This window comes from Clostridium boliviensis (assembly GCF_033342255.1).
GTDB classification, from domain to species: domain Bacteria; phylum Bacillota; class Clostridia; order Lachnospirales; family Lachnospiraceae; genus Lacrimispora; species Lacrimispora boliviensis.
Genome location: NZ_JAWONS010000280.1, coordinates 76,776 through 102,724 on the forward strand (window position 1 = coordinate 76,776; position 25,949 = coordinate 102,724).

The following is a 25,949-nucleotide window of genomic DNA, read 5'->3' on the forward strand; positions in this document are numbered from 1 at the left end:
ATTCCATTATGATACAGGAAAAAACACATGATATTGCTTTGATGCGCTATTCCATCATTGCTCCACTTATTTCAGGACTTCAGGATAACTATTCTTCCCATGAAGCTTTCTTTCGTGATGCCTCTGCCAGAGGCGTAACTGCTCCGGATGGCTCAACAAAACACTTTGCCCCAACCACGATCAAGAAATGGTATAACAACTACAACCGGGGCGGTTTTGATGCATTAGTCCCATCTTCACGCGCAGATCTTGGTAAACCCAGAAAACTGGATGACGATCTTAAAGATCAGATCCGATTTCTCAAGACCAACTATCCACGAATGTCTGCAGCTGCGATCTTCCGTCAGCTCTATGATAATGGAAGTATCAGACCTGGAGAATTATCGGAGTCTACTGTGAACCGTTATCTCAATCTTCTTGCTGTAGAAATGAAGACCACCACCAATCAGGATATGCGCCGTTATGAGCGTCCACACATCAATGAAGTCTGGTGCGGTGACAGCAGTGTCGGTCCTTATTTTAAAACTGCGGACGGAAAGAAACACAAAGTCTACATCATTGCCTTGATTGACGATGCAAGCCGTTTCATTGTTGGAATTGATATCTTTTTCAATGATAACTTCGTCAACCTCATGTCTGTCATGAAATCAGCTGTCGCAAAGTATGGGCGGCCACAGTTGTTCAATTTCGATAATGGTTCCTCCTATAAAAATAAACAGATGGAACTTCTTGCGGCTCGGATCGGTTCTGTGATCCACTATGACCAGCCCTATACTCCGACGCAGAAAGCGAAGATTGAACGCTGGTTCCGTACCATGAAAGATCAGTGGATGGCTGCTCTTGACATCCGGGACTTTCAAAGCCTTGAACAACTCAAAGGAAACCTTATGGCTTATGTGCAGCACTATAATCAGTCTGTCCATTCTTCCCTAAAGGGGCAGACTCCTCAAGACCGCTTCTTCTCCGAACCGGAACGCATCCGGCGTCTCACAGATGAGGAGATCGCGCAAGACTTCCTCCTGGAAATTGAACGACGTGTATCCTCCGACAGTGTCATCGTCATCAATCAGATCGAATACGAGGTGGACTGCAGATTCGCCAGACAGCGTATCCACCTCCGTTATTCCCCTGATATGAAAGAGATCTTCATTCTGGAAGCAGATGGAACTCTTACACCCATACGTCTGCTGAACAAACAGGAGAATGCGTTTGCCAAACGTGAAAAACTGCATTTATGCAGAGGAGAAGAACAATGATGGATTACATAGCCCGGTATGGTCTGGAATTCAATCCATTTCTAAAAAATTCCAAAGAGATACTTGTAGACAAGAAGGAATACAAAGAAACTCTTTTCCGGCTGGATTATCTGGCAAAGACCAAAGGTTTTGGAATTCTTACCGGAAGTCCCGGGCGCGGAAAGACCACTGCAATACGCGCATGGGCTGCCAGCCTGAATCCCTCTTTATATAAGGTTGTCTATTCCAGTTTTTCCACACTGACAGCCAATGATTTTTATCGGAACCTGGCTAAAGAACTGGGTGCTCTGCCCGCATTCCGTAAACCAGATAACTTCCGTCTCATTCAGGAAGAGATTTCCCGACTTGCCCTTGAGAAACGCAAGACCCCTGTTATCATCATTGATGAAGCGAATTACGTTAATAATGCCATTCTAAATGACCTCAAAATCCTGTTCAACTTTGAAATGGATTCCAAAGATCGTGCAGCCATTCTTCTTGCAGGGCTTCCACAGCTCAACTCAACACTCCGACTTGGTATTCATGAACCTTTCCGCCAGAGAATTATCATGAATTATAACGTAGAAGGTCTGTCCAAAGAAGAGGGCAGGCTGTATATCGCTGAAAAACTAAAAGGTGCAGGCTGCAACCAGATTATTTTTGAGGAAAATGCTGTTGAATCGATTCTCAACGCAGCGGCTGGAACACCACGAATCATCAACAAGCTCTGTAATGCAGGCCTTTTGATTGGAGACAGTAACAAAGTGGACCTGATCCATGTAGATATCGTTATGCAGGCAGTAAATGACTGCGAACTGGGATAGGAGGCGAACCTAAATGGAACTGGATTACTTATGCACAGGACTGTCCGATATGAAACCGGACAGTTGGAGTGGTCACATCCGCTTTCTTAATAAGACCAATCCCTGCGAGCTGGAAGTATCCGCCAGATCCAGCACGTTTCACATCATCTGCGGACATCATCAGTATGGAAACTATATCTGTGTGCCAGACTGGGGCATCGGAACTGAACTTGCAGGATTAGATGACAGCTTCTAGAACCTTGAACGGCTAGCGAATACTTATCCAGAACTTTCTCTTGTAGATGCCATCAGTATCGTTGATGCACTGGCTGCAATAAGTGAATATGTATCGTTTTAGAAAAAAAGCAGGGAGACCTGCTTTTTTAGTTCAGCTAATTTGCATCAGTTCAAATAATGTGCAGAAACTGCATCAGTTAATATGACGAATTAAATCAGCATCACTAGGATTCAGGTCAATTTAAAGTGAAAAATGAAGGAGTTTTTAATTTGCTAAACAACACATATATGCCCTTAAAATTTCTGTCTAGTTAATTGTAGCCGTTCCAAAGGAGACTCTATGCTGCTGAAGGCCATTCATGCTCAAGAATGCAAAACCTTAGCAAAAGAAAGGGCTATGTAGCTAAAAAGTTTGAAGAAGGACGAGTTGAGTTAGTGGAAATGGAAATGTAAGTGTAATGTAATATAATACCTACGTCAAACCGTTTACTTTTATCTTTAGCTCTAGTATAATACAATTATATTATTCTAAGTGTTTAATTTATAGTTGAACACTGCTTTTAAGAATACATGATATTAATAATTATCGGAGGAATTTGAAATTTAAGGAAAAATATGAAATCACAGAAAAAAGCTCTATTAGTTACAACAGTAAGTGGATTTGTACCGCAATTTGAAATGTCAAATGTTTATATTCTACGAAACATGGGATATGAAATTCATTATGCTACCAATTATAATACACCTTCCTACGGAAACGATAACAGGCGTCTTAAAGGTACCGGAATCATTCAGCACCAGATCGATTTCGTACGCAGCCCATTTAAAATTCAGAATATAAAAGTATATTTTCAGCTCAAACAATTAATGATTGATGAACACTTTGATCTTGTTCATTGTCATACTCCTATGGGTAGTGTAATTGCCAGAATCGCAGCTCACGCAACCAAAACCTACCCTGTTATATATACCGCTCACGGCTTTCACTTTTTTAAGGGTGCTCCTTATATTAATTGGTTTTTATACTATCCCGTGGAGAAACTACTCTCTTATTTTACAGACCAACTTATATGTATTAATCAGGAAGATTATGAAAGATCAAAAAAACATTTTCATGCAAAGCATTTGAACTACATTCCGGGAGTAGGTCTGGATATCAATAAAGAGCAAAAAGCAGTTGATATTAATCGAAAGAAACAGGAACTTGGACTTCATTCAGATAAATTCATTCTACTATCTTCAGGAGAATTAATAAAACGCAAAAATCACGAAACAATTATTAGAGCGATTCGAGATTATAAAGACAATTACGCTTCAGTTCCTTTTCATTACATTATTTGTGGTCAAGGAGTACTGGAGGGTTATTTGAAAGATTTAGCTGATAGTCTCAAAGTTTCCAATTATATTTCCTTTTTAGGGTACCGAAATGACATGATGGAGATTTTACAAATCGCAGACTTATTCATATTTCCGTCATATCAGGAGGGGCTACCAATGGCTTTATTAGAGGCAATGGCTTACGGTCTGCCAGTTATTTGTTCGGATATTCGCGGAAGTAGAGATCTGATGGGTAAATGTGAGAAGGATACAATGAATGTGTGTGATGGAGGCATTTTAATCAAACATGCGGATGATGTTAAATCTTTTAGCAAAGCTATTTATTTAATATTGCAAAATAAAGAATTATTGAATGAAATGAGTAGCAAGAATAAAATAAAGGTTAAAAATTTTAGTCAAATAAATGTTAATGAAGCTATGATTAATATTTATAATAATCTACTTTCTTAGATTAATCGTACCACTTACTTCTTAAGCGCACTCTTTTAGCTAATCGCAATTTTAATGTGTCAACTATAAATCAAAAATGGGTTACTGATATAATATATATATATGTTCTCAGAGAATGTTGGACTTATCTTGTCTCCGTTATGGATCTATATGGCAGAAAATCAGGCTCTTAGTCAATACTTAGGTGGGATTCTGATATTTAACCTGTCAAGTAGACAGGTTAAATATTTGCATATGACTGCCAGACAATTTTGCGTGGCAGTCATATTCACTTCAATTCTTTTTATATTTTTGAATTCTTTTATTATCCAGGTGGAAAAAGAAAGTGCGATATTATTAGAATGAAAAAATTAACCGTTCTATCAAAGATGACAAGCTGAATTCCCCCTAGCCCCTCTGTTGGTCCGTTGTCTATACAATTACCTACTCTGGAATAGATTTTCTATTTTATATGTATTTAGTTTTTGTTGAAAAACCTTACGTAACCGCTTCAAAAAAAGGCGTCATTCCATCTGAGCTTTAAAAATGGTATTCTTCCATCAATAAGATTACTGGAGGAAAATCATAATGAAAACTAACAATGTCATCCTGTGGAAGGAGCGCTTTGCTGACAGAGCAGCCAGTGGCTTAAAGGTTGAGGACTGGTGTAAAAGGAATGGAGTTACGAAACATGCTTATTATTACTGGCACCGTAAAATCCAAGGTGATCAGCTGGTGTCACTGGAAGATACATTTGTTGAAGTCCTGGTCAATGATCCGTCAAAAGAAAAGAAAGCTGGTGCAGCCAGCGGCGAAATAATCGTCAATTGGAAGGACTTTTCAATTTTTGTAAATGACGCACAACACGTTCCACTCTTGGCAGAACTGATGCAAAAGCTGGTGAGAGAATGCTGAATCGTTTTACTGCTGATGCCAGGCATATCTATCTTGCGATTGGGGCTACCGACTTTCGTAAACAGATCAGCAGCCTTGTATCCATGGTGCAGCTCCAGTTCGGAATGGATCCATTTGCAGAAGCCTGTATATTTGTCTTCTGCAATAAGAAAAAAGATTCTGTTAAAATCCTGAGATATGATAGAAATGGGTTCATACTGGCACATAAGAAGCTAATGGAAAAGATGAAATTTCAATGGCCAAAAGATTCTCAAATGGTCAGAGAGATTTCCGCAAAGCAGGTGGAATGGCTTCTGGAAGGGTTGGAAATTAAACAGAAAAAAGCTCATCATGATATAAAAATAAGCAAAGAAAATATCTGCTTTTAAACAAATAAAAATGACGGTAAAAGTGCCGGAAACCGCCACGTTTTCAGCACTTTTCAGTCTCTTATATATGCTTTAATTATAGAAAAAATATGAGAAAAATGGTATACTTATCTTAACAAAAATCAAAGGAAAGATACCATGACTGAACAGGAAGAACTTTTAAAACTGCGTGCACTTTTGGCTGAAAAAGAACAATTGATAGCTGATCAGAACAAGCTGATTGAAAAGCAGCGTATTCAAATCGAAAACATGATACAGGCACTGCTTCATGCACGGAAAAAAATCTTTGGCACATCTTCTGAAAAATCTCAGACGGATGGTCAGATGAGTCTTTTTGAATCCGTTCAGGAACTGGCCCAGGAACTTCTAAAAGACCAGCGGAAAATCACGGTCAAGAGCCATGAAAAAACTCCACGTAAGTCAGGGGTCAGAAAAGAAATGCTTTCCGGATTAAAGAAAGAACTTGTAGAATACGTGATCAATGAAGGGGAAGAATGCCCAAAGTGTGGTGGCAGGCTTAAAGTGATTGGGAAACAGATTGTTCGTACTGAGGTTGAATTTATACAGGCAAAACTAATTGTAAAGCAGATCGTGCGCCAGGTTGCCAAGTGCGAGAACTGTGGAAAGAAGGATAGTGAAAATAAAACTCCTGTATTTGTGAAAGCAGGTGTTCCCGCTCCTATTCTTCCGCATTCATTTTCAACACCATCATTGGCGGCACAGATCATGTATCTGAAATTCATGCTGGGAGTTCCTTTTAACAGACAGGAAAAAGAGTGGTTCCGTATGGGACTGGTGCTTACCAGAGCAGACATGGCTTACTGGACAATTAGGTGCAGTGAAGAATGGTTCCTGCCTATCTATCAGAAGATACATGGACAGCTTTTGAAAAGTGAAGTACTTCACATGGACGAAACCAGAATCCAGTGCAATAAGGAAGATGGAAGAAAAGCCAGTACCGATTCTTTCATGTGGGTAATGCGTAGTGCTGCATGCGAAGAAGTGCAGGCAGCATACTTCTACTATTCCCAAACCAGAAGCACGGGAGTTGCTAAAAGCCTGTTGGGAGAATATCCTGGATATCTGATCACAGATGCATACGCCGGATATAATAAGGCTGGAAATTATAAAAGATGCCTGTGGAAGGCCGTGAATACATCAATCTTCTGTTTAAGGTTGAAGAAGAAATAGAATCTCTCTCATTTGAAGAAAAGAAAATGAAGCGTCAGGAGGCCTCAAAGCCGATCCTTGATGCGTTTTGGTCGTGGATTGAAAAGACTGCAGCCATGCATACAACAAATGAGAATCTGACCAAGGCTCTTACCTATGCGGTAAATCAAAAGAAAGATCTGGAAACTTTTCTTGAAGATGGGAGAATTCCACTTTCTAATAATCTTTGTGAGGCAAACATTAAACCATTTGCAACTGCAAGACGTGCGTGGCTGTTTGCAGATACTCCAAAGGGAGCCAGGGCTAACGCTATCTTGTATACGCTGGTGGAAAGTGCCAGAGCCAATCATCTGGATGTGTATGAATATTTGAAGTATCTTCTTGAAGAGATGCCAAACAACAATCATCTCCAACACCCAGAGCTTCTAGATCAGTATCTTCCATGGTCAAAAGAACTGCCGGACAGATGCCGGCTTACAATAAAACATAAAAAATGCCTCAAAAAATGATGCCTTCAGTTTAGCATGAATAATGTAAACTGAATAGGACGCCATCTTTTGAAGCACTTACGGTAATTCTCCATATATGATCTTTGGTTTTGGGCATAGTTAATTGCCTTGGCAAGCTTTGATCCGCCAAGGGCATTTATCCCATTCGTCCACTTCCAGAATGCATCCAGTACAGGTCGCTCCAGTTCAAGACGCTTTTTCTGTCGCTCTTCTGGTTCTAAGTCTTTCAGTTCTTTCTCTATCTGAAAGAGTTGGTTGCAGTAAGAATGTAAGCGCATAATTGGTTCTTTCCAGTCTTGGTTGATTTTATAATAGTATAGTCTTATAATCAGATTATAGGATGGTGATTGTATGGAACAGCAACTTATAAAATTATTAGATAACAGTTGTTACTGATTTTATGAGCTGTCATTGAACTGATTTGTCACGCCGTCATGGATTTGATCAACTTTCTGTCAATGTTGACGCTCCTTGGGCGGCTGAACCGCCCGAAGGATTTATCATAAATTTATGTACTTTGATAATTCAAGAAGCGCATACGCCACACTGCATGCATCTGTTTTTTTGAGTTTGGTGCTGCGTAATCGTTCCTGGTTCCAAAAGAAATCGGAAAGCTGGGCTAGCTCTGTTCCTACATCCCAGTTGGGAATGCAGATATAGTTCCCATATGCGTGGCTTCCTATAAGCAGATGAAAATAGCTTCCTCTGGCGGATACTTCAACTTCGAAAGGTTCATGATCTATCTGGAGAGTTCTAATTTCTCCAGTCCAGCTGCTTCGGGAATTCTCTGATGTTTTCGCTTGAAAGAGGATACTCATGCATTACCACCACCTTTCAGCATTTCGTGGTCTACAACATATCGGACCATGTGTTCATCAATCAAACGTTTATTCTGCTGAAATGCATACATAAGGCATTTTTCTGCGATTCGATTGATGCTCCTTAGAATTCCGCTGGATTCCTGATAGATGTCATCCAATGCTTTGTCGGTAATAAGATCCTGACGCCCTTTGGCATACACCAGATGGGACTGGATATATTGTTCTGTTTCAGAACGATCCAGATGCGGCAATACGCAATTAATGTCAATTCGCTGACGAACTGCAGCATAACGCTGTAGTTTCAGTTTGTCCCAAAGTTCTGTCTGACCTACAAGAACAAGTGCCATTGGACTCATGGAGTCAAATCTGTAGTTGAGCAAAAATCGAAATTCTTCTATGGTTTCTTTTTCAAGAAGATGTGCTTCATCAAGAATACAGATTACCTTTTTATTCTGGACTCCACGGATGATTTCAATCTGATTCTGAAGCTGACGTTTGGCATCTCCACGGTAAAATTTCGATTCAATACCAAGCTGGTCAAGCATTCCTTTGTAGAACCATCTTGGTGTAAGTTTTGAATCTGACAGATACAAGACAATGTAACTGTCTTTGGGAAGAGACGTAACAAACTTACGAATCAGGGTGGATTTTCCACAGCCGGCATCTGCCGTGACCACCGCAAAAAGCTGACGGTCGGCGGCATAGGTCAGACGTCCAATGGCATCTGCAACATACGGCGATTCATAAAGCAGTTCCGGAGGATTGTCTCTTGTAAACGGCGTATGCATCATTTCAAAAAAGTTTTCATACATGATCCTCACCCTCCTTTCCATAGCTGCTGAAAGAAAGGGCATTTGCCTGTATTTGTAACGTCCGCTCCCGCTGGCGTTTGAGCCCTTCAAGTAATCTTGAAGATTCTGGTTCTGCTGGAAGCATACTTGCCGGTATTTCCGGTTTTGGATCACAGTACTCGCTGATCTGAAGTGGTCTTGCAGGAAATGGTTTTATTCCGCTGTAAGATACAGTAATGATTTTAGGTTTTAGTGGATCGTATGAAATTTCTACTTTTGCACCGATGAGAGCTGTGCTGGTCTCGTACATCTGACCTCCAACACGGATGCAGCCGCCTTTATCAACTTCGCGTGTTTCATGGTGCTGGAAAGCTTTCCCCACCACTGTAGCATCCAGAAAAACCAATGGCTGTGAATCCCGGTTCCATTCCTGAAGAGGGCTAATGCCTCCTGCGGGTACTGGGGAATGAAGACTTTTATAGTATTCTTCAATTCCTTCATGAGGTTTGTTGTGGTAATACTCCTCCAGCCAGATATCCCAGAACTGATTCAGTTCTTCCAGTGTTTTTATTTTCTGTACAGATGCTTCTGCCAGAAATGCATTTACAAACCGGTTGAATACTTCCACACCTCCTTTGGATTGTGGTGAGTAAGGCTTTGCTTTTAACACACGGATTCCGAGCTTTGAAAGTGACTGGATCAGCTGGCGGGAAACGAATTGTTTTCCATTATCGTGGTAGCAAGTCCGAATGCGTCCGTGCTTCAAAACGGCTCTGTGATAGCAGTCTTCAACGATGCTTTCTCTCTGATGGTCATACCATTTCGCTTCCAGAACATATCTGGAATGATTATCAATAATGACTACCAGATAAGTCTGTACCATAGAAGCATTTGGACCAATTGGGAGCTTTAATCCATACTTGATATCGGATTCGACCAGCATCATGCGGTGTGGCTTGCAGAATCGTTTGGAAGAGCTCTTTCGTGCTTCCGTATATTTCTTCATCTGCTTTTTGCCAAAACCGTTTTTATAAAGGTAGCGCTGCATGGTAGACCGTTTTAGGACACCAGGAGCTACACGTCCTTCCAGTTCCAATATCAGAATGATTTGGGCGACTGATCTGGAGGGCACCTCCCTCTTTAACTGGATGGCTTCGCCGACAAGTTCGTCAAAGTTTTCAGGAAGAGACTGGGATCTTTGGGCTACGCGGTTCATTGGTCTTAGACCTGAAAATCCATTCTCATGGTAGAAGCTCTCATACCGGTAAAGGCTTCTTGTCGAGACATTATACTGCTTGGAAAGTTGCTCCCTTAGTCCGACACGCTTTGCAATGTCCAGCGATTCGTCAAGAAGTGGAGAAATCATCTGGAATCGTTCCAGTGCCTGATCATCCTGCCAGTGTTTTGTTGTTCGTTCTTCGTTTTGCAATTTGATTACCTCCTATGAGGCAATCGTACACGGAAAAGGATTGACAGTACATTTAAAGTCGGTGCATAGCTATTGGTCCCAGGTGGAACGCAAAAACACACCGGAGTTATATATGAAGCGGAGGATAATGCGGAGCCAGTCGCAAGTATCTTCCCGAAGCTGATTGAGCAGTGAAACACTGGTGGTAAGAAGTTCCTCAGTAAAGCCAAGGAACTGGTATCCTTTTGATTTTAAAGTTCCTTCCATCGTATTCCAGTTAATCATCAGCCAGTAATGCCATTGCTGCATGGTGGATTCACTTGGATGATCTTCATATCCTTTCGTATTCGGTGTGATTAGTTCATCCAGAACTCCAGCTATGATATCTGATTCGAAGTGCTTAAAGGGAGCCAGTATATCTGGGAGTTCGCGGTGTAAAGAATGGCAGGAAGCATTGGTACAGAGCAGTCTGCGTATGTAAAGCCAGCGTTCTTCATTATTGATACTTTTCACAATACGTTTTACGTGGTCACGAACCTTTAAAGAATGACCACATATCGGGCAGATGGAATTTTCACTACTCTCAATTAAAAATATTTTCTTCCTCATTGTAGGTGACCGTGTAATCTGATATAATGACCATGGTTTTATACCAATGGTTCCAGTGATCACGATCTTGCAGGAGGGTGTCACTGGGACCTCTTTCTTTTTATACTTTAATGACAGTATAAAGGTCTAATCAGTGACAGGCAAGGAATTTATAAACATGTCAATTTAGGTTGGCAATAACAAACAGTTTAGAATGTACCAGTTGTAAAATAAAGAACAACCAAATTATTTTAGCAATTCAATCTGTGAAAGATAAACTTAGTTGTCCATATTGTGGATGCCCTTCAGCAAGAGTACATTCCGTTTATGAACGTGAAATTCAGGATATTCCATTTCAGGATAAGCAGACTATTCTTTTATTAGTAAGCGCCTAAATTTTGGGTGAATAGTAAATTAGTTCATATTCCTTCATAATGGTAGACAAGTAGTTTTTTTCTACACTTTCATATTGGAGGACTGCTATGGCTAAATATAACTCACGTCGTTCCCAAGAAGAATGGCTGAAACTCATTACCGAATGCCGTCAAAGCGGTCTGGCAGACAATGCATGGTGTGAGCAGAACAACGTCCCACCGAGCAGTTTTTACAATGCCGTCACCAGGCTGAGAAAAAAAGCCTGTGCCATCCCGGAGACCGCTGTGCCATCTGATAACACATATGCACTTGACTTTACTTCCCGACAGGAAGTGGTCCGGGTTGACCTATGTCCGGATCCTTGCCCGCAACCAGTTTCCCCGTGCATAGATGTGCCAAAGCCTACAATGCACCTTGACAATTCACATACAATCAAACTTATGGTGGACAACTTCAGGGTGAAAATCAGCAATGCCGCAGACCCGAAGCTGTTGGTAGAGATCCTGCGGATCCTGAAAGGGCAATCATGCTAGCCGATATCTCCGGAGTGGACGCGGTCTACATCGTTTGCGGATTCTCCACAGCTTATTTTTATCCTCATCTTTTCATGAAAGAACTTTAAATATTAGAATCTCGCTGAAAAGATGAGGATAACATATTTATCGGAGTCCACACAGACGCGCCATTTCTTCATCAGCCTCCGGCCATAGTGGGGCTTCTGAAACAGCCAGATTTCCTTTTTCCATCGCTTCCCTCATCATTTCTATTGAAGGAACTGCATAGATCCGAGTGGTTTCCGTTGATGAATGACCAAGAATCCTGGAAACCAGTTCAAGTTCCACACCATTCTGATATAGATTAGTTGCACGAGATCTCCGTACCATATGCGGATAAACATGTTTTGGCAAATTCGGATGGTCTGGTCGGATTATGTCTGCATATTTTTTTAGTATGCGTTCCACATTTCCCGTTGACATCATCCCTGCTTGTCCATGGATCAGTGTATAAAAGAGAAAACTGTTTCCTTCTTTTTTCGGATGATATTTTTCCACGTATACATTCAGATGGGTAACCGTTTTATCTGTGATAGAAACAGTACGCTCTTTATCACCTTTTCCATGAATCCGGATATACGGGATACAAGACTGAGTGTTCACCGACGACATTTTTAACGCTAGAAGTTCTGATACCCGTATGGCAGAATCGTATAAAAGAATCATTATCATCCGGTCACGTAATCCTATCTTTGTGTTAGGTGGTGCAGCAAGCAGTGCAGCAAGATCCTCCTCACTAATTGTTTCACGGGTGCGTTTAGGAACTCGCAGAAACGGGACTTTTGATGCGGTAAGAGCTATGGACTGTAAAGAAATATCACTATCCGCTGCGTACCACAGATAAGCCCTTAATGCAGCCAGCCGGTTATTACATGTCCTTTCCGCACATCCAGAGTCCTTAAGAAAGGCGACATAATCAAGAAGAAAGTCATGTGTACAGTCATCAAATCGGAACTTACGGAGTGATATCTGCTTTTGGTTTGTCACATAGCGCCGTAATACTGTCAGGGCATCCCGATATGTTTCGATTGTGTGATTGCTTTTTAGTACCTGATTTGGGAGATAGTGGTTTAAATAATCGCTTGTTCTTGAAAAAAACAGTTCCTGTATGTTGTTTTTACTCTTCATAAGTACGCACCTCCGGAATGATTTTTAACGATGAGGTATCCTTATCACGTACAATCCGGAAAGATTCCTGAATCTGATGATAGTAATAGAACGTATCATCCGGACTGCAATGCCCAAGATACTTACTCAGGTACGGCATCATAACGCCAAGAGGAATGCCTCGCTCCATCCACAGGTTCATTCTTTTAACTACAAAGCTGTGTCGGAGGCTGTGAACAGTCGGGGTACGGTCGCAAACTGTAGCAAAAGGAGTGTTTGTCCAGAATTGCCTGAACTTTAAATCAATCGTGCTCACACTGAGGATGCATTCCGGATTACGCGCAGGAAAGAACCAGATCGATGTTACATGGTAAACAAAATCCATAAGCGTTTTATACTGTTGGCAAAGCTCCATGAGATCTGGAGGTAGATAAACAAGCCGGTCTTTTCGTCCTTTTGCCTGTTTAATCCGGATAGCCCCTTCTTTTAGGTCGATATCACCATTTTTCAGTTTCCGTGCTTCAGAGATACGGAGACCACAGCAATAAATAACTCTGAACAGTACCCGGTATTCCATTGAAAGCCGCATGAATACAGTAGCATTAAGTTCAGGATGATAATTGTCTGCTTCTTTAAAAAATGCAATTATCTCTTCGTCTGAAAGTACATGTGCTACGACATTACTCTTTTTATGGAACCGTGTCGGAATATATGCATCCATCCCTTGCGACTGCATATATAAAGACAGTTGGCGGAGTATGGATATCCTGTGGGAACATGTCGTTTTTGCTTCTGAATTACGGGGTGTACCCCATGCCAGGGAAAGTTCCCTGGTGATTACCGGCAGGGTAACACTGTGTTCTATGCAAAAAGCATCAAAGTGCTTCAGATTGTACTCTTCTGTAACGTATAGAAATCCTGCCTGCCTTTTCTGCAGGATCAATGCTTCGATATAAGGGGCAAAGCAGCTTTGATACGGATAGTCTTTTATTACCATTACAGCAACCCTCCAATCTCCAATGCAAGACTGGTTTCAGTGAGTGAAAGTCCACAGGATCGTATTGTCTCTTCATCCAGAGACAAGTACTTCATCACGGAAGTATTGTCCCGATGTCCAAGGGAGTCAATCACAGTAGCAATGCCTGCCTGATTGCGTAGAAGACGTGTCGCAAATGTCCTTCTTGTTACATGAAAACCGCCGCCTTTTACTTCTTTCCGTTCAGGAAGGATACTGTGGAGCGCCTTAGTACAATTCTTTGTTGTAATCTTTCCATAAGGAGCCTTATGCCGGATAAATACATGGTTGTCAGTTGATTTTGGACGACCGTTTCTGATATATAAGTAGATAGAGTTGCCAGCATCAACTGGAAGAGGCAATGTAAGCTGTGTCTGTGTTTTTTGCTGGATGATTGAAATCTGTCTTTGTTTCCACTTTATATCGCAGAGTTTCAGGTTTACAACATCCGAAGCGCGTAATCCCATTTTCAAGCCAAGCATTACAATTGCGATATTTCGAAGTTCCATTGGACTATCATGCTTCTGCCGGTATTTCATGATCTGGTTGATTTGCAGTTCCGTCAGGACATCAACAAACTTTTCAACCGGCGCTGACCCCGTCATAAGACATTTGTGAAGAGACTTATTTTTTATGCTCCCTGCTTCTTCCAGATATTCAAGGAACTGTCGTATTATTGTAAAATAGGAAGAACGCCCTTTAAAAGTATCATGTGGATCCGAAAGGCTAAACTTATTGATAATCTCCGGCGTAAGTTCATGAAAAGCAGATATGTCATGTCCGACCAGAAACCGGCAGAACCTGATGCACGGATACTGGCTTTTTTCTATTGTAGCGATGCTGCGGAATTCTCTTTTCTTTCTTTTCAGGAATGCAGAGATGGGATTTCTACACCATGAAGGAAGGGATGTGAGCAAATCCGGTTCGTAACGGTATTTCTTATCAGAAAGGATATCTCCGTTAATGGTGTACTCTTCATAGCATTTCAGTATTCTCCGCCATTGTTTCCATGAGTTTCCCATAGTGCACCGGATTTCAGCGAACCATATCCAGGCGATTTTCGGAAGGTAGCCCAGTTCATGGATTTCAAGGAACAGGTACAGGGAAGTTAAGATGTGGCGAGACATATATAAAGTTGTTCCAATATATCCATGCATCTGCAGCATTTCAATAAAACTTTCAATAGAATCATACAGTTCATCTGCTGGAAAATCGAGGCTTTGCTCGCGATAACATTCGATTGAGTCCTGATTTTTCTTTGAGAAACGTTCCTTAACTCCAACATGTGGGTGGATTTTGCTGTCAAGCAGTATAGGAAAGCCTCTGGGGCACCATCCTTGTGCTGAAAAAAAGCCCATCATTCTGGATGCATGCCCAAGAATCAGGGATTTCGTTTTTGGTGTACAGGATAAATCCGTAAGATAAAGCAGACAGATATCCTGATAGGTAAATTCACAGATAGTTGTTGCTCCATGGTCATGAAAAAAGAGCATAACTTCTGAGCAATAGATCCTTGCTAATTGCCATGAACGTTTTGTATAATCTTCGATACATGATTGGAGATATGCGTCAAGAGACAATTTTAAAGAATCGGGCACCTTGTCATAAGACGACTGGACCAGATACAGATACCTGTCTGATATCGTACCTGTGGAGATCATCTCCTTCATCTGTATCATGTACTGGCTCCAGTAATAACATTTTTGCCTGGAATAATCTTCTTTGATTGATGCGAGCCAATCGTTTACTGTTTTGTCTGAATAATCGACTCTATTAATGATCAGATATTCAGCGAATACTTTGTAACACTCACCATGAGAAGCACAGCTGCTTGAGCAGACATGCTTTTCTTTGAGAAAACCCATTACCTTTGTTACGTTGCGATAATAGTCCATAAAACCACCTCCATTTTTAGATGGTTTCATTATCTCATTTAGAAGGATGTTATCCTCATCTTTTCAGCGGGATTTTTAGATTTTAAAGGCTTTCATGAAAAGATGAGGATAAAAATAAGCTGTGGAGAAGCCGGCCACAAGAAATATCTTTGCCACACCGGAGAAGATCACCTAGCACAGTTGTCGCAACGCATTTAATGTTGCTGCAATAATGGCGGCGTCTGCATCGTTACTGATAGCCAAAACGAAGCCATTGTATTCAAGATGGATTGCAATAGAATCCGTTTGTTTTTTTAGGAAGAACTACTTTTGTTTCTTGCAGTTCGTTGTAGTGTATTGGTACAACTTCTGTTTTCTCTAGAACTCTTGTAACAGAGTCAGGAATCATAGAAGCTTTCTTCCTCAGTCTCTTTATGTTGTAATAAAAAGAGCTTGGTAGGTATACCATTCTGGCTGCACCAGGCGTAATCAGATAAGCCGCTTACGCGGCACTGCTGAATACAATCCATCCAGTATTCATCTTTTTGAGCTTTTGTCAAAGCCAAAGTTTGAGGTTCCTATTTGATTACTCGATTACAAGCCCTGTCATAATCCAGGCAAATTGTTACTAGGTAATGTTTATTGTCTCATTGCTATTACGTATCCATCGTTACTTTCCTTTAACAACATCAAACCGTTTATAGAGAAGACACATTCCGTCAGGCTCTTGGAGTAAAACCTTGATTAACTACATCGTCTGTCACAAAATAGATAAATGAAGCTAATTAAAACCCAACCTTAATACCTGCTAAATCAAATTTCATCTAACAACTAAATTAAATATGCATAAAATGTTATCTTTTACTCTTCTATTAATTCAATCATCAATTTGTTTGTAAGAATTAAAAAACATATTCTCTTTTTAAAATAGTTTGAAACTTTAGAACTTGATAAAACCTTTGCCCTACACTTCTGTAATGCATAAATAGTTTGGTCAAGATTTTTTACATAGTATGCAATATGATACATTTTTTGATTGTTTTCTTGAAAACGACTAAGGGTATCACTTTCCGGGAGGTTCTCCAACAACTCAATCCTTGGACCATTTTTCATCTCCAAAAAGCAGCCTTTAATACCTTGAATTTCATCTATAAATATTTCAGAACACAATTTATATCCAATCATGTAGAATACAGGTAATTCTTTCTTAATTTCTACTGTAGCTACTCCGATATGATGAAAAATTAATTTTTCACCTATTTGTGCTTCCATATTGCGTTTGAATACTTGAAGACTTTTCATTTGCAACAAAGAGTCCACTGTATCAAAAAAATATTCTTTATTTATAAAATGTTCTACTGCATTACAGTTCTCTCCACTTAGCTGTACATAGTTTTTCAAAATTCTACGATGCTTTTGACCTATCGAATCATGAAAAGCGACAACTGAAGTATTTTTCTCTATAGTTCTGGAATAAGCTTCTTTAAGTCCTAATTTTTCAAAAGCCACTTTGAGTATTAGATATACACTTTCAACGGAGGCCATTGATCCTTTTTTTAATACCCAACGCCCCCATTCCGCTTTATCGTTATTGATATCGTAAATGGATATTAATCCTTCAGTTTTTTCCGTAAAGATATTTTCTATAATGAAATAATAATCATTATCACGTTCCATATATTCCTTAATCCACTTAGTTTGCTCTAATAAGTCACTACTTATTTTATGTATATACCTATTTCTTTCAATATCTTGTAATCTAATATCAATTATAGTTTGAGCATCATCTATTGTTACTGGCCTAAGTCGATAAGAATATCCGCTAATCTTAATATTTATTTTCATTTTAAACCATCCGTTCAACAATTTCACATATAGCATCAACGGAATTTAATTCTGCCATTTCTTCTTCACTAAATGTAATTTCATATTCTTCCTCTAACAACAACAAAACTTCAATATGATTCATTGAATCCCATTGGCGTGGCTTATCACTTTCCATCATGAGCATCTCTGGGCTTAATTTTGTAACCTTTGCAATTATTTTAACAATGTCTTCTTTCATCTCTTCTCCTTTTTAACTATTCATTTCTTTAAAAATACCATTCTTAAAATGGCAAGTAATTAAATTATCAGGTATATCATAACGAAATTGCCCTGAACTATTATTAAATTTTTTAAAGTATTGTTCATAAAACGTTCTTGCTGGTAAGTTTCTTTCACCTATCATAATGTAGGTCTCCAGTTTATCAATCCTTAGTGCATCTAAAGTATATTGAACAGCACCAAGTACTATTATTTCATCAAGGCCTCTCCCCAACGCTCGGCAACTAACAAAAACTTCTTCTAAATGACCACAATTTCCATCACTTTTTATTACACAAACGCCAACAATACCACTATCCGAAAGTTTATCTTCCAGAGATACAGTACATATTGCGTAATTACCAGAATGGATTTTTTCTTTTAGATTAGTTGAAGAGTAACGTTTATAATTAAATATGAACTGATTAGTTTTATTTGACAATTCACTAACTCTTTCTATCTCTCCTACATCATTGATATTAAAAGTAATTACAACTCTTAATGCCCTTAAATAATCCTCAGTTGAATAATTTGTCTGAAGTTTTTTACGTTCGTCATTTGCCTGGATATCTTTTTTACGTATAGTATCTTCATGTTTAATATTTGTTTTCATAAGACCTGGATAGAAGTCCAGTACCTTAGCAGTAATCTCTGCATCAAAATTTGCATATATTTGATGTATATCAGGATATACTTCTTTAACGTGCGCGAGTTCTCCCATATTGTCGTCTATAAATAAAATACTCTCTATTCCAATGTTTAAAGACTGACTAATTTCATTTATGGAATCCGCTTTAGCCTTCCACGTAGCGCATACTTTAGTTAAATTCTCCAGCTTTAATGAAAAATCTGTACGTTCTTTAAATAACGAATATACATCTTCAGCTTCATTTTTAGATGCCACACATACATAAAAACCTTCTTTTGCAAGTCTGACCAAATTATTCTGTAATTTAACATGACCATCAGTAATGCTCACACCGGCAATACCATCTTCCCCTAAAACTCCGTGATAAAGAGTATTATCTAAGTCCACAACAATTGCTTTCAAATTAGGCCTAACCAATATCGGAATATAGTGTAAGCCAATTTTTTTTGCAATCAGCATGCATGCCTTTGAACTAAGGCGAGTGCCCGAATACTTTTCTAAACGCTCATCATAAAATTCAATACCAAGTTCAGTTTCAATGTCGCTCAATTCAACTTGTAAAAACTGAGAATTTAATTCTATAGTCTCATTGCTGCCACTAATAACAATTAATACAGGTTTTTTATAAATCTCTTTTAAATAATTTAACCGTTCTTTCAAGAAATCCATAAATAAGTTAGCTTTGTATCGGCAACTATCCAACCATATAATTAGGAAATCAGAGTCTTGATTAATATTTATGAACGATAAGCTATCATCATAATCACTATAATCAAATACTACCGTTAACCCTGCATAGTCCAAATATGGTTTAATTGTATTCTCAATTAACTCAAATGAATGGTTGCGATAGACAGTGGCTTTAAATTTCTGCCCTCCGACAGGTGTATAATCTAACAAGTCCTTCCTTCGAAGTTGTTTTTCAAACAGCAATTTCTGCAAATCAATCATATGCATACTGTTAATCATACGCTACCTCCTATTTTTATTTCACTTGTTTTTATTTTTTGCTGTTTCTAAAAAATCATCATAGTTTCTTATATAATCACTTTCGTTATAATAATCTGATGCTAAAACCATCAAAACAGCATCGCTGGAAAAATCATACATCTCTCTCCAAATATCATTCGAGACATACAAACCTTCATATGGTTTCTCTAAAAATACTACTTTCTTCTCCTTACCATTATCTAATAATATTTTACAACTTCCATGTATGCAAATTAAAATCTGTTCCAGATTTCGGTGAGCGTGGAAACCACGTCGTACTCCTTCGCTTGTATCATACATATAATATACCCGTTTTATTTCAAATGGAATATCTTTAAATTCCTCCAACGCTACTAATTGCCCCCGATCATCACCATGTTGTTGGAACGCATACTTTATTACCTGCATTTTATCATCTCCTATCAGCACATGCTAATTGTATGTCAGATCTTATTTTAGTGGTTACATTATACATTTCCCTTTAAGTGATGTCAATGTTAATACTATCATATCATTTATGAAAACAACTTTTAAACTTTAATAAAAAATTTTTTTCTATTAGAGTATCGCTCAATAAGTTTTGAAAATAACAACTTATAAATTAACGAAATTAAATAACAAAGTAGATACATACTAATTGTAGTTGCCATAGAAAAACCTACCATTTTAACGAAGGTAAGTAAAGCATAATTTTCTGCAATTTTAAACTTCTCCCAAAAATATACTAAGAAAAGCGTATTGGTATGTATTAGGAAAATGTCAAATGCAGCTCCCCCAAAAGAATTAATAATTTTATTATAAGGTATATTAAATGACTCAAACGCTTTAAAAAGAGCAACTGCTTCAATTATAACCAATACATTGCTATAGTCAAACATAACAGATGTAAAATGACTAAAAATTAAAATGAACAGAGCAGATACATGATAAATTAATGTCCATTGATATGATTTTACTTTGGCAAAAATCCCCTTTCGTTTAATATAAATGCCTATCATAAATACCATTAAAAAATTAATTATATTATAACCTGCAAAATCACCTTCCATTGCAACCGTATTAACACCTACTAACTTAATTCCAACAATATTTTGCCATATGTTTACAATAGTTGGCTCAACTGAAAATATTGTGAATAACATTATAATTAGCAAGTCCATTTTACTTTCAGATAAATTATCAAATACGAAAGTTATAAATGGAGTAAATACATAAACTACCGAGTATAGTAAAACAAAATAATTGGTAGGGATAGTACGATAAAAAGCTACCATATAATCAAAATTTTCCAACTTAAGATATACTATGATATAATAAAAAATCAAATTATAAAAAACAACTTTATTAAAAAGTGAAAACACTTGATTGATACATATTTCTCTTTTCTCTGCCATGTAATAACCAGATATCAGTATAAATACATTAACTGCACAGCAACTAAGTGCTTCTGTCAATTGAACAACATAATACCTTATGCTTCCAGCCGAAATTAATGCAGAAGCCCCGCCTCCTCCAGGCATACTTGCGCTGTTGAAATGTAAAACTATTACAAAGAAAGCCAATAGAGCTCTTAACAATTCTATGTTTGAATCACGTAATTTCTCCTTTGGAAACATTTTAACTACATTCCCCCCCTTCTTATCCGATGAATAATTTACCATAAATTTTTTTACATAACTTTAAACATTTTAATGCAGCTTTTTCCATTTTGAACTTACATAAAATTTTCCATATTTTATTATACCATCTGTAAAATGTTGAATTAATTAAATTATTATATGATCCTACTAATTCATAATACTGTGCCAAAATATCAGATACATTGAAACTTGTAAATTGATTAGAACGAGTAGAATTACTAAAATACGATATTGGTTTATAGTTCAAAACTAATCCCTCTACTGAATTAGTAACATCATGACATGTATATAGTTTATTATTTATTAAAATTCTCATTCTAATGTCAAACTTCATTTCACTTTTCAAAATTAGCTCTTCATTAATTATATGATTATTTTCAAATAGATTCTCTGTACCATTTTCATTAGCAATAACTAAAAGCTCTTCTCCGGTTATGTAAGTAACATTTTGTGGTAAATATTCAATATATTCAATTCTCCTTACTGTCTCTTCATTTAACTGAATCTTAGCAATATTGGTCTTTAAATCTGGAACATGATATGCTGTAATCATATCAAAAAAACCATTTCTATAAATATGTGTATTATCTTCCATATATGAGAAAATAGTTTTAACAATGCGATCTTCATCGGTTTTTTCATCAAGAAATAATGTAGAAAATTTATCTTTGGCTTCATGCAAAGACTCCTTATTACCTACAATAATAACTTGATTATTAACAAGATTTCTAAAAAAGTTTTCATTATTAATTAAAAACTCCATACTATCAATTTGAGCAATACACATACTATAATGTTTTATTTTTTCAACACCAACTTCATAATAAATATTTGATGATTTTTCTAAACACTTAACAATTCGTTTTTCCTTTATTTCACCACATTGAACAATTGATATTTTAGATGGTAAATCTCTACCCTCTTTTAAGCATTTCATAATTACACCACAATCCATATAGAGGAAATAATATGTATCCTTAATTAAGTTATCTTCATACCCTCTGTTTAATAAGTTACTGCATAAATTAAATAATAACAGTTTACACGGATTAGAGTATGCTAAATTTATCTTTAAATTATCTATCACTTTATCAATAAAATAATATTTATCATTACAATCTTTTAAAAATCCCCAAAATCCTTCTGAAAAAAATACTCTCTGTAGTGTTGCATAATATTCCAACTTACTGATCAGAATATTTTTAGATTCATCACTTAAGTTACTTTCATGAATTCGGTAAGAGATACTAGTTTTATTATTATAGATAAATTTACCTTTCAAGCTCAGATTTAACCACATTTCATAATCTTGTAGTGTGTCATTATTATATCCCCAGAATTCTATTAATTCTTCTGGATCACATAAATTCAAATTCACAACTGAGGATGGTGCACATAAAAAATTTCGGGATATCAGCTGTTGAAATAACTGTTGTTGAGTCATTTTATCTAATTTTTTATGAAAAAAAAGATTATCATTATTAATCGCCTTACCTGCTCCATTTATATAATTAACTTCCGAAAAGGAAACAATAGCATTGTCATTATTTAAGGCTAAGATTTGTGAAGAGAGAAAACCAGGCTCCCATACATCATCATGTCCGATCATAGCAAAGTATCCTGCATTGCTATAATATTTCTTATAACTATTGTATAATGTACTTCCAACACCTAAGTTATGTTCATTTTTAATTAAAGTAATTTTTCCAGGGTATTGAGACACATATTTTTCTAAAATTGTTATTGATTTATCCGTTGATTTATCATCGGTAATGACTAGTTCTAAATTTTTATAATCTTGATTAATTACCGAATCAATAGTTTCTTTAATATATCTGCTCCCATTATAAACTGGTAGAAAAACTATACATTTTTGCTTCATTATAAAATATCTCCCTAATTTTCGAATGCATAAAATCTGTAACAATACAAATTTTATATCACTAGTACATAACTACCACTATATCATCACTTTCTAATTATTGCATATACAAAATCTTTTTTCTCAGAATTATCTAAATTAATCCACATTCCACCAATATGTTGACTATTAATCTCACTTATCGCTATTTTTACCATAAATGGAACTCCAGGTGGATATAGTTTGAAATTTTTTGGAGACACTAATTTACGTTTATCAAAATCAGGAACAAAAAAGTGTATACAGTTCTGTTTTATCAAATATTGGGCTGGAATCTTAAATAACATTCTGTAAAAATATTTCCATTCTGTAATGGAATAGTCGTTGTGTTCAAAACGTATGCTTTTATTTTTCGTATTTATTTTTTTAAACTTTTTAAAATAATCAACAAAGTCTTCAAATTTTAAAGGGTATCTAACCAAATCATACACTGACATAAAATCCGCTTCGACTATATATCCTATATTTCTATGAATATTCAGCATTGGATATTCACCTATTACTCTAAAAAATTCTTCAGTTTTACGTAACCTTTCAAAATATCCAGATAACTTTTGTTCCAGATTACCTGCCGTACTATTTTTATGAATTCTCCAACCATAATCTGCATTGTTTAAATGAATTACATTAAAATCTTTCCCAATATAACGACTTATATATTCTAAGGTTATATGTATATCAAATAATGATGTGTAATTTCCTGAATTACTTTTTTCTCGTAAAATATCCTTTACAGTTTCAGTTTTCATCACAGTCACGTGATGGGTATAAAAATAGAAACAAGTACTCAAAAAATCAAAGTCAGGTTTTATAAATTTATTAGACTTCCCTTTTTTATTAAATTTATATTCATTAGTATAAATTAAATCTGGTTTTTCATTTATTGCCCTTAAAACATTTTTTGCATCATATACATCATCATGGTCCAATATACAACAATATTCAGCGGTTGCATTTAAAAAACCAGTTGTATATGCTGAAAAAATGCCAAGATTTTTCTCATGCGTAAATACTTTTATATAACTAGAATCAAAGGCTGCAATCATTTCTTTTAATGCAATATTATCTGGGCTATCATTCACCAGAATCCATTCAACATCCTTTTGATACGGCTTTATACACTTTATCAAATCATTAAGATATTTTCTCTCAGTATTGTATAAAGGGGTAACAAGAGATAGTTTCTTTTTCATTTCCAATACCCCTATTTCCAATTATTTAAAACATTACAGATATATTGAAGTTCTTCAGTTTTCATAAATGGATATATTGGTAGAGATACAACCTGGTGAGATAATAATGAAGCAATCTGATAATCTTCAGGATTTAATTCATCTGCATATGCTTTCTGTTCGGCTATTGCAATTGGATAGTGAATTAACGAGGTAATACCATTATTCTCTAAATAGTTCATAAAATCATCTCGTTTATCTAAGTCTACGCGTACTGGAAAAATATGCCACACTGCCCCCTCTTTATTTATCGGCATACGAATTTTTTCGTTATGTACATGAGAAAAATAAAAATTCACATTCTTTTTTCTTTGTTCATTCCAATCCAAAAGGTATTTAATTTTAACATTTAATACGGCCGCTTGAATTTCATCCATGCGTGCATTAAACCCTTTATATTCATGATGATATTTCTCACCAGAGCCATAATTGATTAACATTCTTATCTTCATCGCCAATTCATCATTATCAGTGGTAATTGCACCTGCATCACCATATGCTCCAATATTTTTTCCCGGATAAAAACTAGTTGCAGATGCAATACCAAAGCTTCCAGTCATTTTCCCTTTATACACACACCCATGAGCCTGAGCATTATCTTCTATTACATATAAATGATATTTTTCAGAAATTTCCATTATATCATCCATTTCACATGATGTTCCGTATAAATGAACAGGCATAATTACTCTTGTTTTATCAGTAATCTTTTCTTCAATGCGATTAGGGTTAATCAACATGCTTTCCTCATCTGGTTCAACGAGTACAAGCTTTAATCCAGCATAGCTTACTGCTAGTGCAGTAGCGATAAATGTATTTGATGGTACTATAACTTCAGAATCTTTAGGTAAATCCAATGCTTCTAAGATAATGTGCAATGCGTCAAGTCCATTATCTACACCTATACAGTGTTTAACTCCTGTAAATTTAGCAAATTCTTCTTCAAATTCTTTTACCTGCTTACCCAAGATAAAATCGCAATCCTCAATCACTTGTTTAATTCTTTTTTCAACCTCGTCATTAACTGTATCATTAATTCTTTTTAAATTGTAATATGGTATATTCATAATTATACTTATTCCTTTCCTTCATACCAAACTCATAATAATAAATGATTTTTTGATATATTTTGTATTTAAACAATTATAATATATAATTTAATGATCCCAATATAATTTATATTTTTCACAGACTTCTCTTGTTGCTCCAGCCATCTTAACTTTATGTTCATCCAACCAAATCACACGATCACACATTTCTTGAATTTGTTTAATGTCATGAGATACAAATAAAACAGTAGTTCCTCCGCTCATTAGGTCCATCATTCTCTGTCTGCTTTTATTTTGGAACCCCTCATCTCCAACTGATAATATTTCATCTACAATCAATATTTCTGGCTGCACTACAGTAGCAATTGAGAAAGCAAGGCGCATAAGCATACCTGAGGAATAATTTCTTATTGGCATATTAATAAATTCACCCAACTCAGAGAATTCTAAAATCTCTTGATACTTTGATTTTAGAAACTCTTCACTATAACCTAAGATAGATCCATTTAAAAATACGTTCTCCCTTCCGCTTAATTCCGGATCAAAACCAGATCCAAGTTCAAGCATTGGTACTACGTTTCCATTAATTTTAACACTTCCGCTAGTTGGTTTCATTACACCGGCTATAATTTTCAACAATGTACTTTTACCGGCTCCATTAGAGCCTATAATACCAACAACTTCTCCTTTTTGAATAGAAAAAGTAATATTTACCAATGCTAAGAACTCTTTATATACTAATCTTCTTTGTAAAACAGCAATCAAATATTCTTTTAAACTTAACACTTTATCATTAACCATTCGAAACTTCATTGATACATTATTAACTTCAATTATTCCCATAAC

General features: G+C 36.7%; 28 protein-coding genes. 10 read left to right on the plus strand and 18 right to left on the minus strand.

The features are described from left to right. The first annotated feature begins 8 nt into the window (after window positions 1-8). From RZO55_RS19030 to RZO55_RS19065, 8 genes are all read left to right on the plus strand, one after another. Window positions 9-1,256 (plus strand): DDE-type integrase/transposase/recombinase, encoded by a 1,248-nt coding sequence (locus RZO55_RS19030; RefSeq protein WP_318065838.1) that lies wholly within the window; start codon window positions 9-11, stop codon window positions 1,254-1,256. Beyond that, window positions 1,253-2,059 carry an ExeA family protein gene (locus RZO55_RS19035; RefSeq protein WP_318065839.1) on the plus strand — a complete coding sequence of 269 codons (807 nt, stop codon included), beginning with the start codon at window positions 1,253-1,255 and terminating at the stop codon, window positions 2,057-2,059. The genes RZO55_RS19030 and RZO55_RS19035 overlap by 4 nt, the downstream gene beginning before the upstream one ends. Before the next feature lie 13 nt (window positions 2,060-2,072). Next, entirely contained in the window at window positions 2,073-2,294 is a 222-nt protein-coding gene (locus tag RZO55_RS19040) for a DUF6618 family protein (RefSeq protein WP_318065840.1), read from the plus strand. A 596-nt stretch (window positions 2,295-2,890) separates the two neighbouring features. Then, window positions 2,891-4,063, plus strand: coding sequence for a glycosyltransferase family 4 protein (locus RZO55_RS19045; RefSeq protein WP_318065841.1), 1,173 nt, complete (start codon window positions 2,891-2,893; stop codon window positions 4,061-4,063). Window positions 4,064-4,630: 567 nt separating this feature from the next. Beyond that, window positions 4,631-4,957 (plus strand): IS66 family insertion sequence element accessory protein TnpA, encoded by a 327-nt coding sequence (gene tnpA, locus RZO55_RS19050; RefSeq protein ID WP_318065842.1) that lies wholly within the window; start codon window positions 4,631-4,633, stop codon window positions 4,955-4,957. Next, window positions 4,951-5,325 (plus strand): IS66 family insertion sequence element accessory protein TnpB, encoded by a 375-nt coding sequence (tnpB, locus tag RZO55_RS19055; RefSeq protein ID WP_318065843.1) that lies wholly within the window; start codon window positions 4,951-4,953, stop codon window positions 5,323-5,325. Before tnpA (RZO55_RS19050) ends, tnpB begins: the two co-directional genes overlap by 7 nt. A 138-nt stretch (window positions 5,326-5,463) precedes the next feature. Further along, a complete protein-coding gene (locus tag RZO55_RS19060; protein WP_318065844.1) occupies window positions 5,464-6,516 on the plus strand; it encodes an IS66 family transposase in 1,053 nt (350 codons plus the stop codon). Continuing rightward, window positions 6,459-7,004, plus strand: a complete 546-nt coding sequence (locus RZO55_RS19065; RefSeq protein WP_318065845.1) for an IS66 family transposase — start codon at window positions 6,459-6,461, stop codon at window positions 7,002-7,004. Before RZO55_RS19060 ends, RZO55_RS19065 begins: the two co-directional genes overlap by 58 nt. Before the next feature lie 5 nt (window positions 7,005-7,009). Here the strand turns inward: RZO55_RS19065 and RZO55_RS19070 are convergent, their stop codons facing one another. From RZO55_RS19070 to RZO55_RS19090, 5 genes are all read right to left on the minus strand, one after another. Continuing rightward, a complete protein-coding gene (locus RZO55_RS19070) occupies window positions 7,010-7,282 on the minus strand; it encodes an IS66 family transposase (RefSeq protein ID WP_318065846.1) in 273 nt (90 codons plus the stop codon). A 222-nt stretch (window positions 7,283-7,504) separates the two neighbouring features. Next, the gene (locus RZO55_RS19075) at window positions 7,505-7,822 is read right to left on the minus strand and encodes a DUF6618 family protein (RefSeq protein WP_318065847.1); all 318 of its coding nucleotides are present in this window, start codon (window positions 7,820-7,822) and stop codon (window positions 7,505-7,507) included. Continuing rightward, entirely contained in the window at window positions 7,819-8,637 is an 819-nt protein-coding gene (locus RZO55_RS19080; protein ID WP_318065848.1) for an ExeA family protein, read from the minus strand. The genes RZO55_RS19075 and RZO55_RS19080 overlap by 4 nt, the downstream gene beginning before the upstream one ends. Next, the gene (locus RZO55_RS19085) at window positions 8,630-10,045 is read right to left on the minus strand and encodes a DDE-type integrase/transposase/recombinase (RefSeq protein ID WP_318065849.1); all 1,416 of its coding nucleotides are present in this window, start codon (window positions 10,043-10,045) and stop codon (window positions 8,630-8,632) included. The genes RZO55_RS19080 and RZO55_RS19085 overlap by 8 nt, the downstream gene beginning before the upstream one ends. Before the next feature lie 69 nt (window positions 10,046-10,114). Further along, complete coding sequence (locus RZO55_RS19090; protein WP_318065850.1) at window positions 10,115-10,717, minus strand: DUF6431 domain-containing protein; 603 nt, start codon at window positions 10,715-10,717, stop codon at window positions 10,115-10,117. A 161-nt stretch (window positions 10,718-10,878) separates the two neighbouring features. Here RZO55_RS19090 and RZO55_RS25940 point away from each other — a divergent pair, with 161 nt between their 5' ends. Together RZO55_RS25940 and tnpA (RZO55_RS19095) are read left to right on the plus strand one after the other, a co-directional pair. Next, entirely contained in the window at window positions 10,879-11,007 is a 129-nt protein-coding gene (locus RZO55_RS25940; protein WP_369293238.1) for a transposase family protein, read from the plus strand. An 87-nt stretch (window positions 11,008-11,094) separates the two neighbouring features. Further along, the gene (gene tnpA / locus RZO55_RS19095; protein ID WP_318065851.1) at window positions 11,095-11,520 is read left to right on the plus strand and encodes an IS66 family insertion sequence element accessory protein TnpA; all 426 of its coding nucleotides are present in this window, start codon (window positions 11,095-11,097) and stop codon (window positions 11,518-11,520) included. Window positions 11,521-11,646: 126 nt separating this feature from the next. Here the strand turns inward: tnpA (RZO55_RS19095) and RZO55_RS19100 are convergent, their stop codons facing one another. The 13 genes from RZO55_RS19100 to RZO55_RS19160 all read right to left on the minus strand — a co-directional run bounded on the left by RZO55_RS19100 (window position 11,647) and on the right by RZO55_RS19160 (window position 25,946). Beyond that, window positions 11,647-12,669: a tyrosine-type recombinase/integrase gene (locus RZO55_RS19100; RefSeq protein WP_318065852.1), complete on the minus strand. Its 1,023-nt coding sequence runs from the start codon at window positions 12,667-12,669 to the stop codon at window positions 11,647-11,649. Next, entirely contained in the window at window positions 12,659-13,645 is a 987-nt protein-coding gene (locus RZO55_RS19105; protein WP_318065853.1) for a tyrosine-type recombinase/integrase, read from the minus strand. The genes RZO55_RS19100 and RZO55_RS19105 overlap by 11 nt, the downstream gene beginning before the upstream one ends. Next, window positions 13,645-15,558 (minus strand): tyrosine-type recombinase/integrase, encoded by a 1,914-nt coding sequence (locus RZO55_RS19110; protein WP_318065854.1) that lies wholly within the window; start codon window positions 15,556-15,558, stop codon window positions 13,645-13,647. The genes RZO55_RS19105 and RZO55_RS19110 overlap by 1 nt, the downstream gene beginning before the upstream one ends. A 377-nt stretch (window positions 15,559-15,935) precedes the next feature. Beyond that, window positions 15,936-16,103 carry an IS66 family insertion sequence element accessory protein TnpA gene (gene tnpA, locus RZO55_RS19115; RefSeq protein ID WP_318065855.1) on the minus strand — a complete coding sequence of 56 codons (168 nt, stop codon included), beginning with the start codon at window positions 16,101-16,103 and terminating at the stop codon, window positions 15,936-15,938. Window positions 16,104-16,398: 295 nt separating this feature from the next. Further along, entirely contained in the window at window positions 16,399-17,382 is a 984-nt protein-coding gene (locus RZO55_RS19120) for a GNAT family N-acetyltransferase (RefSeq protein ID WP_318065856.1), read from the minus strand. Between the two features lies 1 nt (window position 17,383). Next, window positions 17,384-17,602 (minus strand): hypothetical protein, encoded by a 219-nt coding sequence (locus RZO55_RS19125; RefSeq protein WP_318065857.1) that lies wholly within the window; start codon window positions 17,600-17,602, stop codon window positions 17,384-17,386. A gap of 12 nt (window positions 17,603-17,614) precedes the next feature. Continuing rightward, window positions 17,615-19,240: an HAD-IIIC family phosphatase gene (locus RZO55_RS19130; RefSeq protein WP_318065858.1), complete on the minus strand. Its 1,626-nt coding sequence runs from the start codon at window positions 19,238-19,240 to the stop codon at window positions 17,615-17,617. A 21-nt stretch (window positions 19,241-19,261) separates the two neighbouring features. Beyond that, window positions 19,262-19,669, minus strand: coding sequence for a sugar 3,4-ketoisomerase (locus RZO55_RS19135; protein WP_318065859.1), 408 nt, complete (start codon window positions 19,667-19,669; stop codon window positions 19,262-19,264). Between the two features lie 122 nt (window positions 19,670-19,791). Next, entirely contained in the window at window positions 19,792-20,922 is a 1,131-nt protein-coding gene (locus RZO55_RS19140; RefSeq protein WP_318065860.1) for an acyltransferase family protein, read from the minus strand. Beyond that, entirely contained in the window at window positions 20,900-22,783 is a 1,884-nt protein-coding gene (locus tag RZO55_RS19145) for a glycosyltransferase (RefSeq protein ID WP_318065861.1), read from the minus strand. Before RZO55_RS19145 ends, RZO55_RS19140 begins: the two co-directional genes overlap by 23 nt. A gap of 86 nt (window positions 22,784-22,869) precedes the next feature. After that, window positions 22,870-24,015: a glycosyltransferase gene (locus RZO55_RS19150; RefSeq protein WP_318065862.1), complete on the minus strand. Its 1,146-nt coding sequence runs from the start codon at window positions 24,013-24,015 to the stop codon at window positions 22,870-22,872. 11 nt (window positions 24,016-24,026) lie between these two features. Then, window positions 24,027-25,121 (minus strand): DegT/DnrJ/EryC1/StrS family aminotransferase, encoded by a 1,095-nt coding sequence (locus RZO55_RS19155; RefSeq protein ID WP_318065863.1) that lies wholly within the window; start codon window positions 25,119-25,121, stop codon window positions 24,027-24,029. A gap of 90 nt (window positions 25,122-25,211) precedes the next feature. Further along, on the minus strand, window positions 25,212-25,946 hold the full coding sequence (locus RZO55_RS19160) for an ABC transporter ATP-binding protein (RefSeq protein ID WP_318065864.1): 735 nt from the start codon (window positions 25,944-25,946) through the stop codon (window positions 25,212-25,214). Window positions 25,947-25,949: the final 3 nt, after the last annotated feature.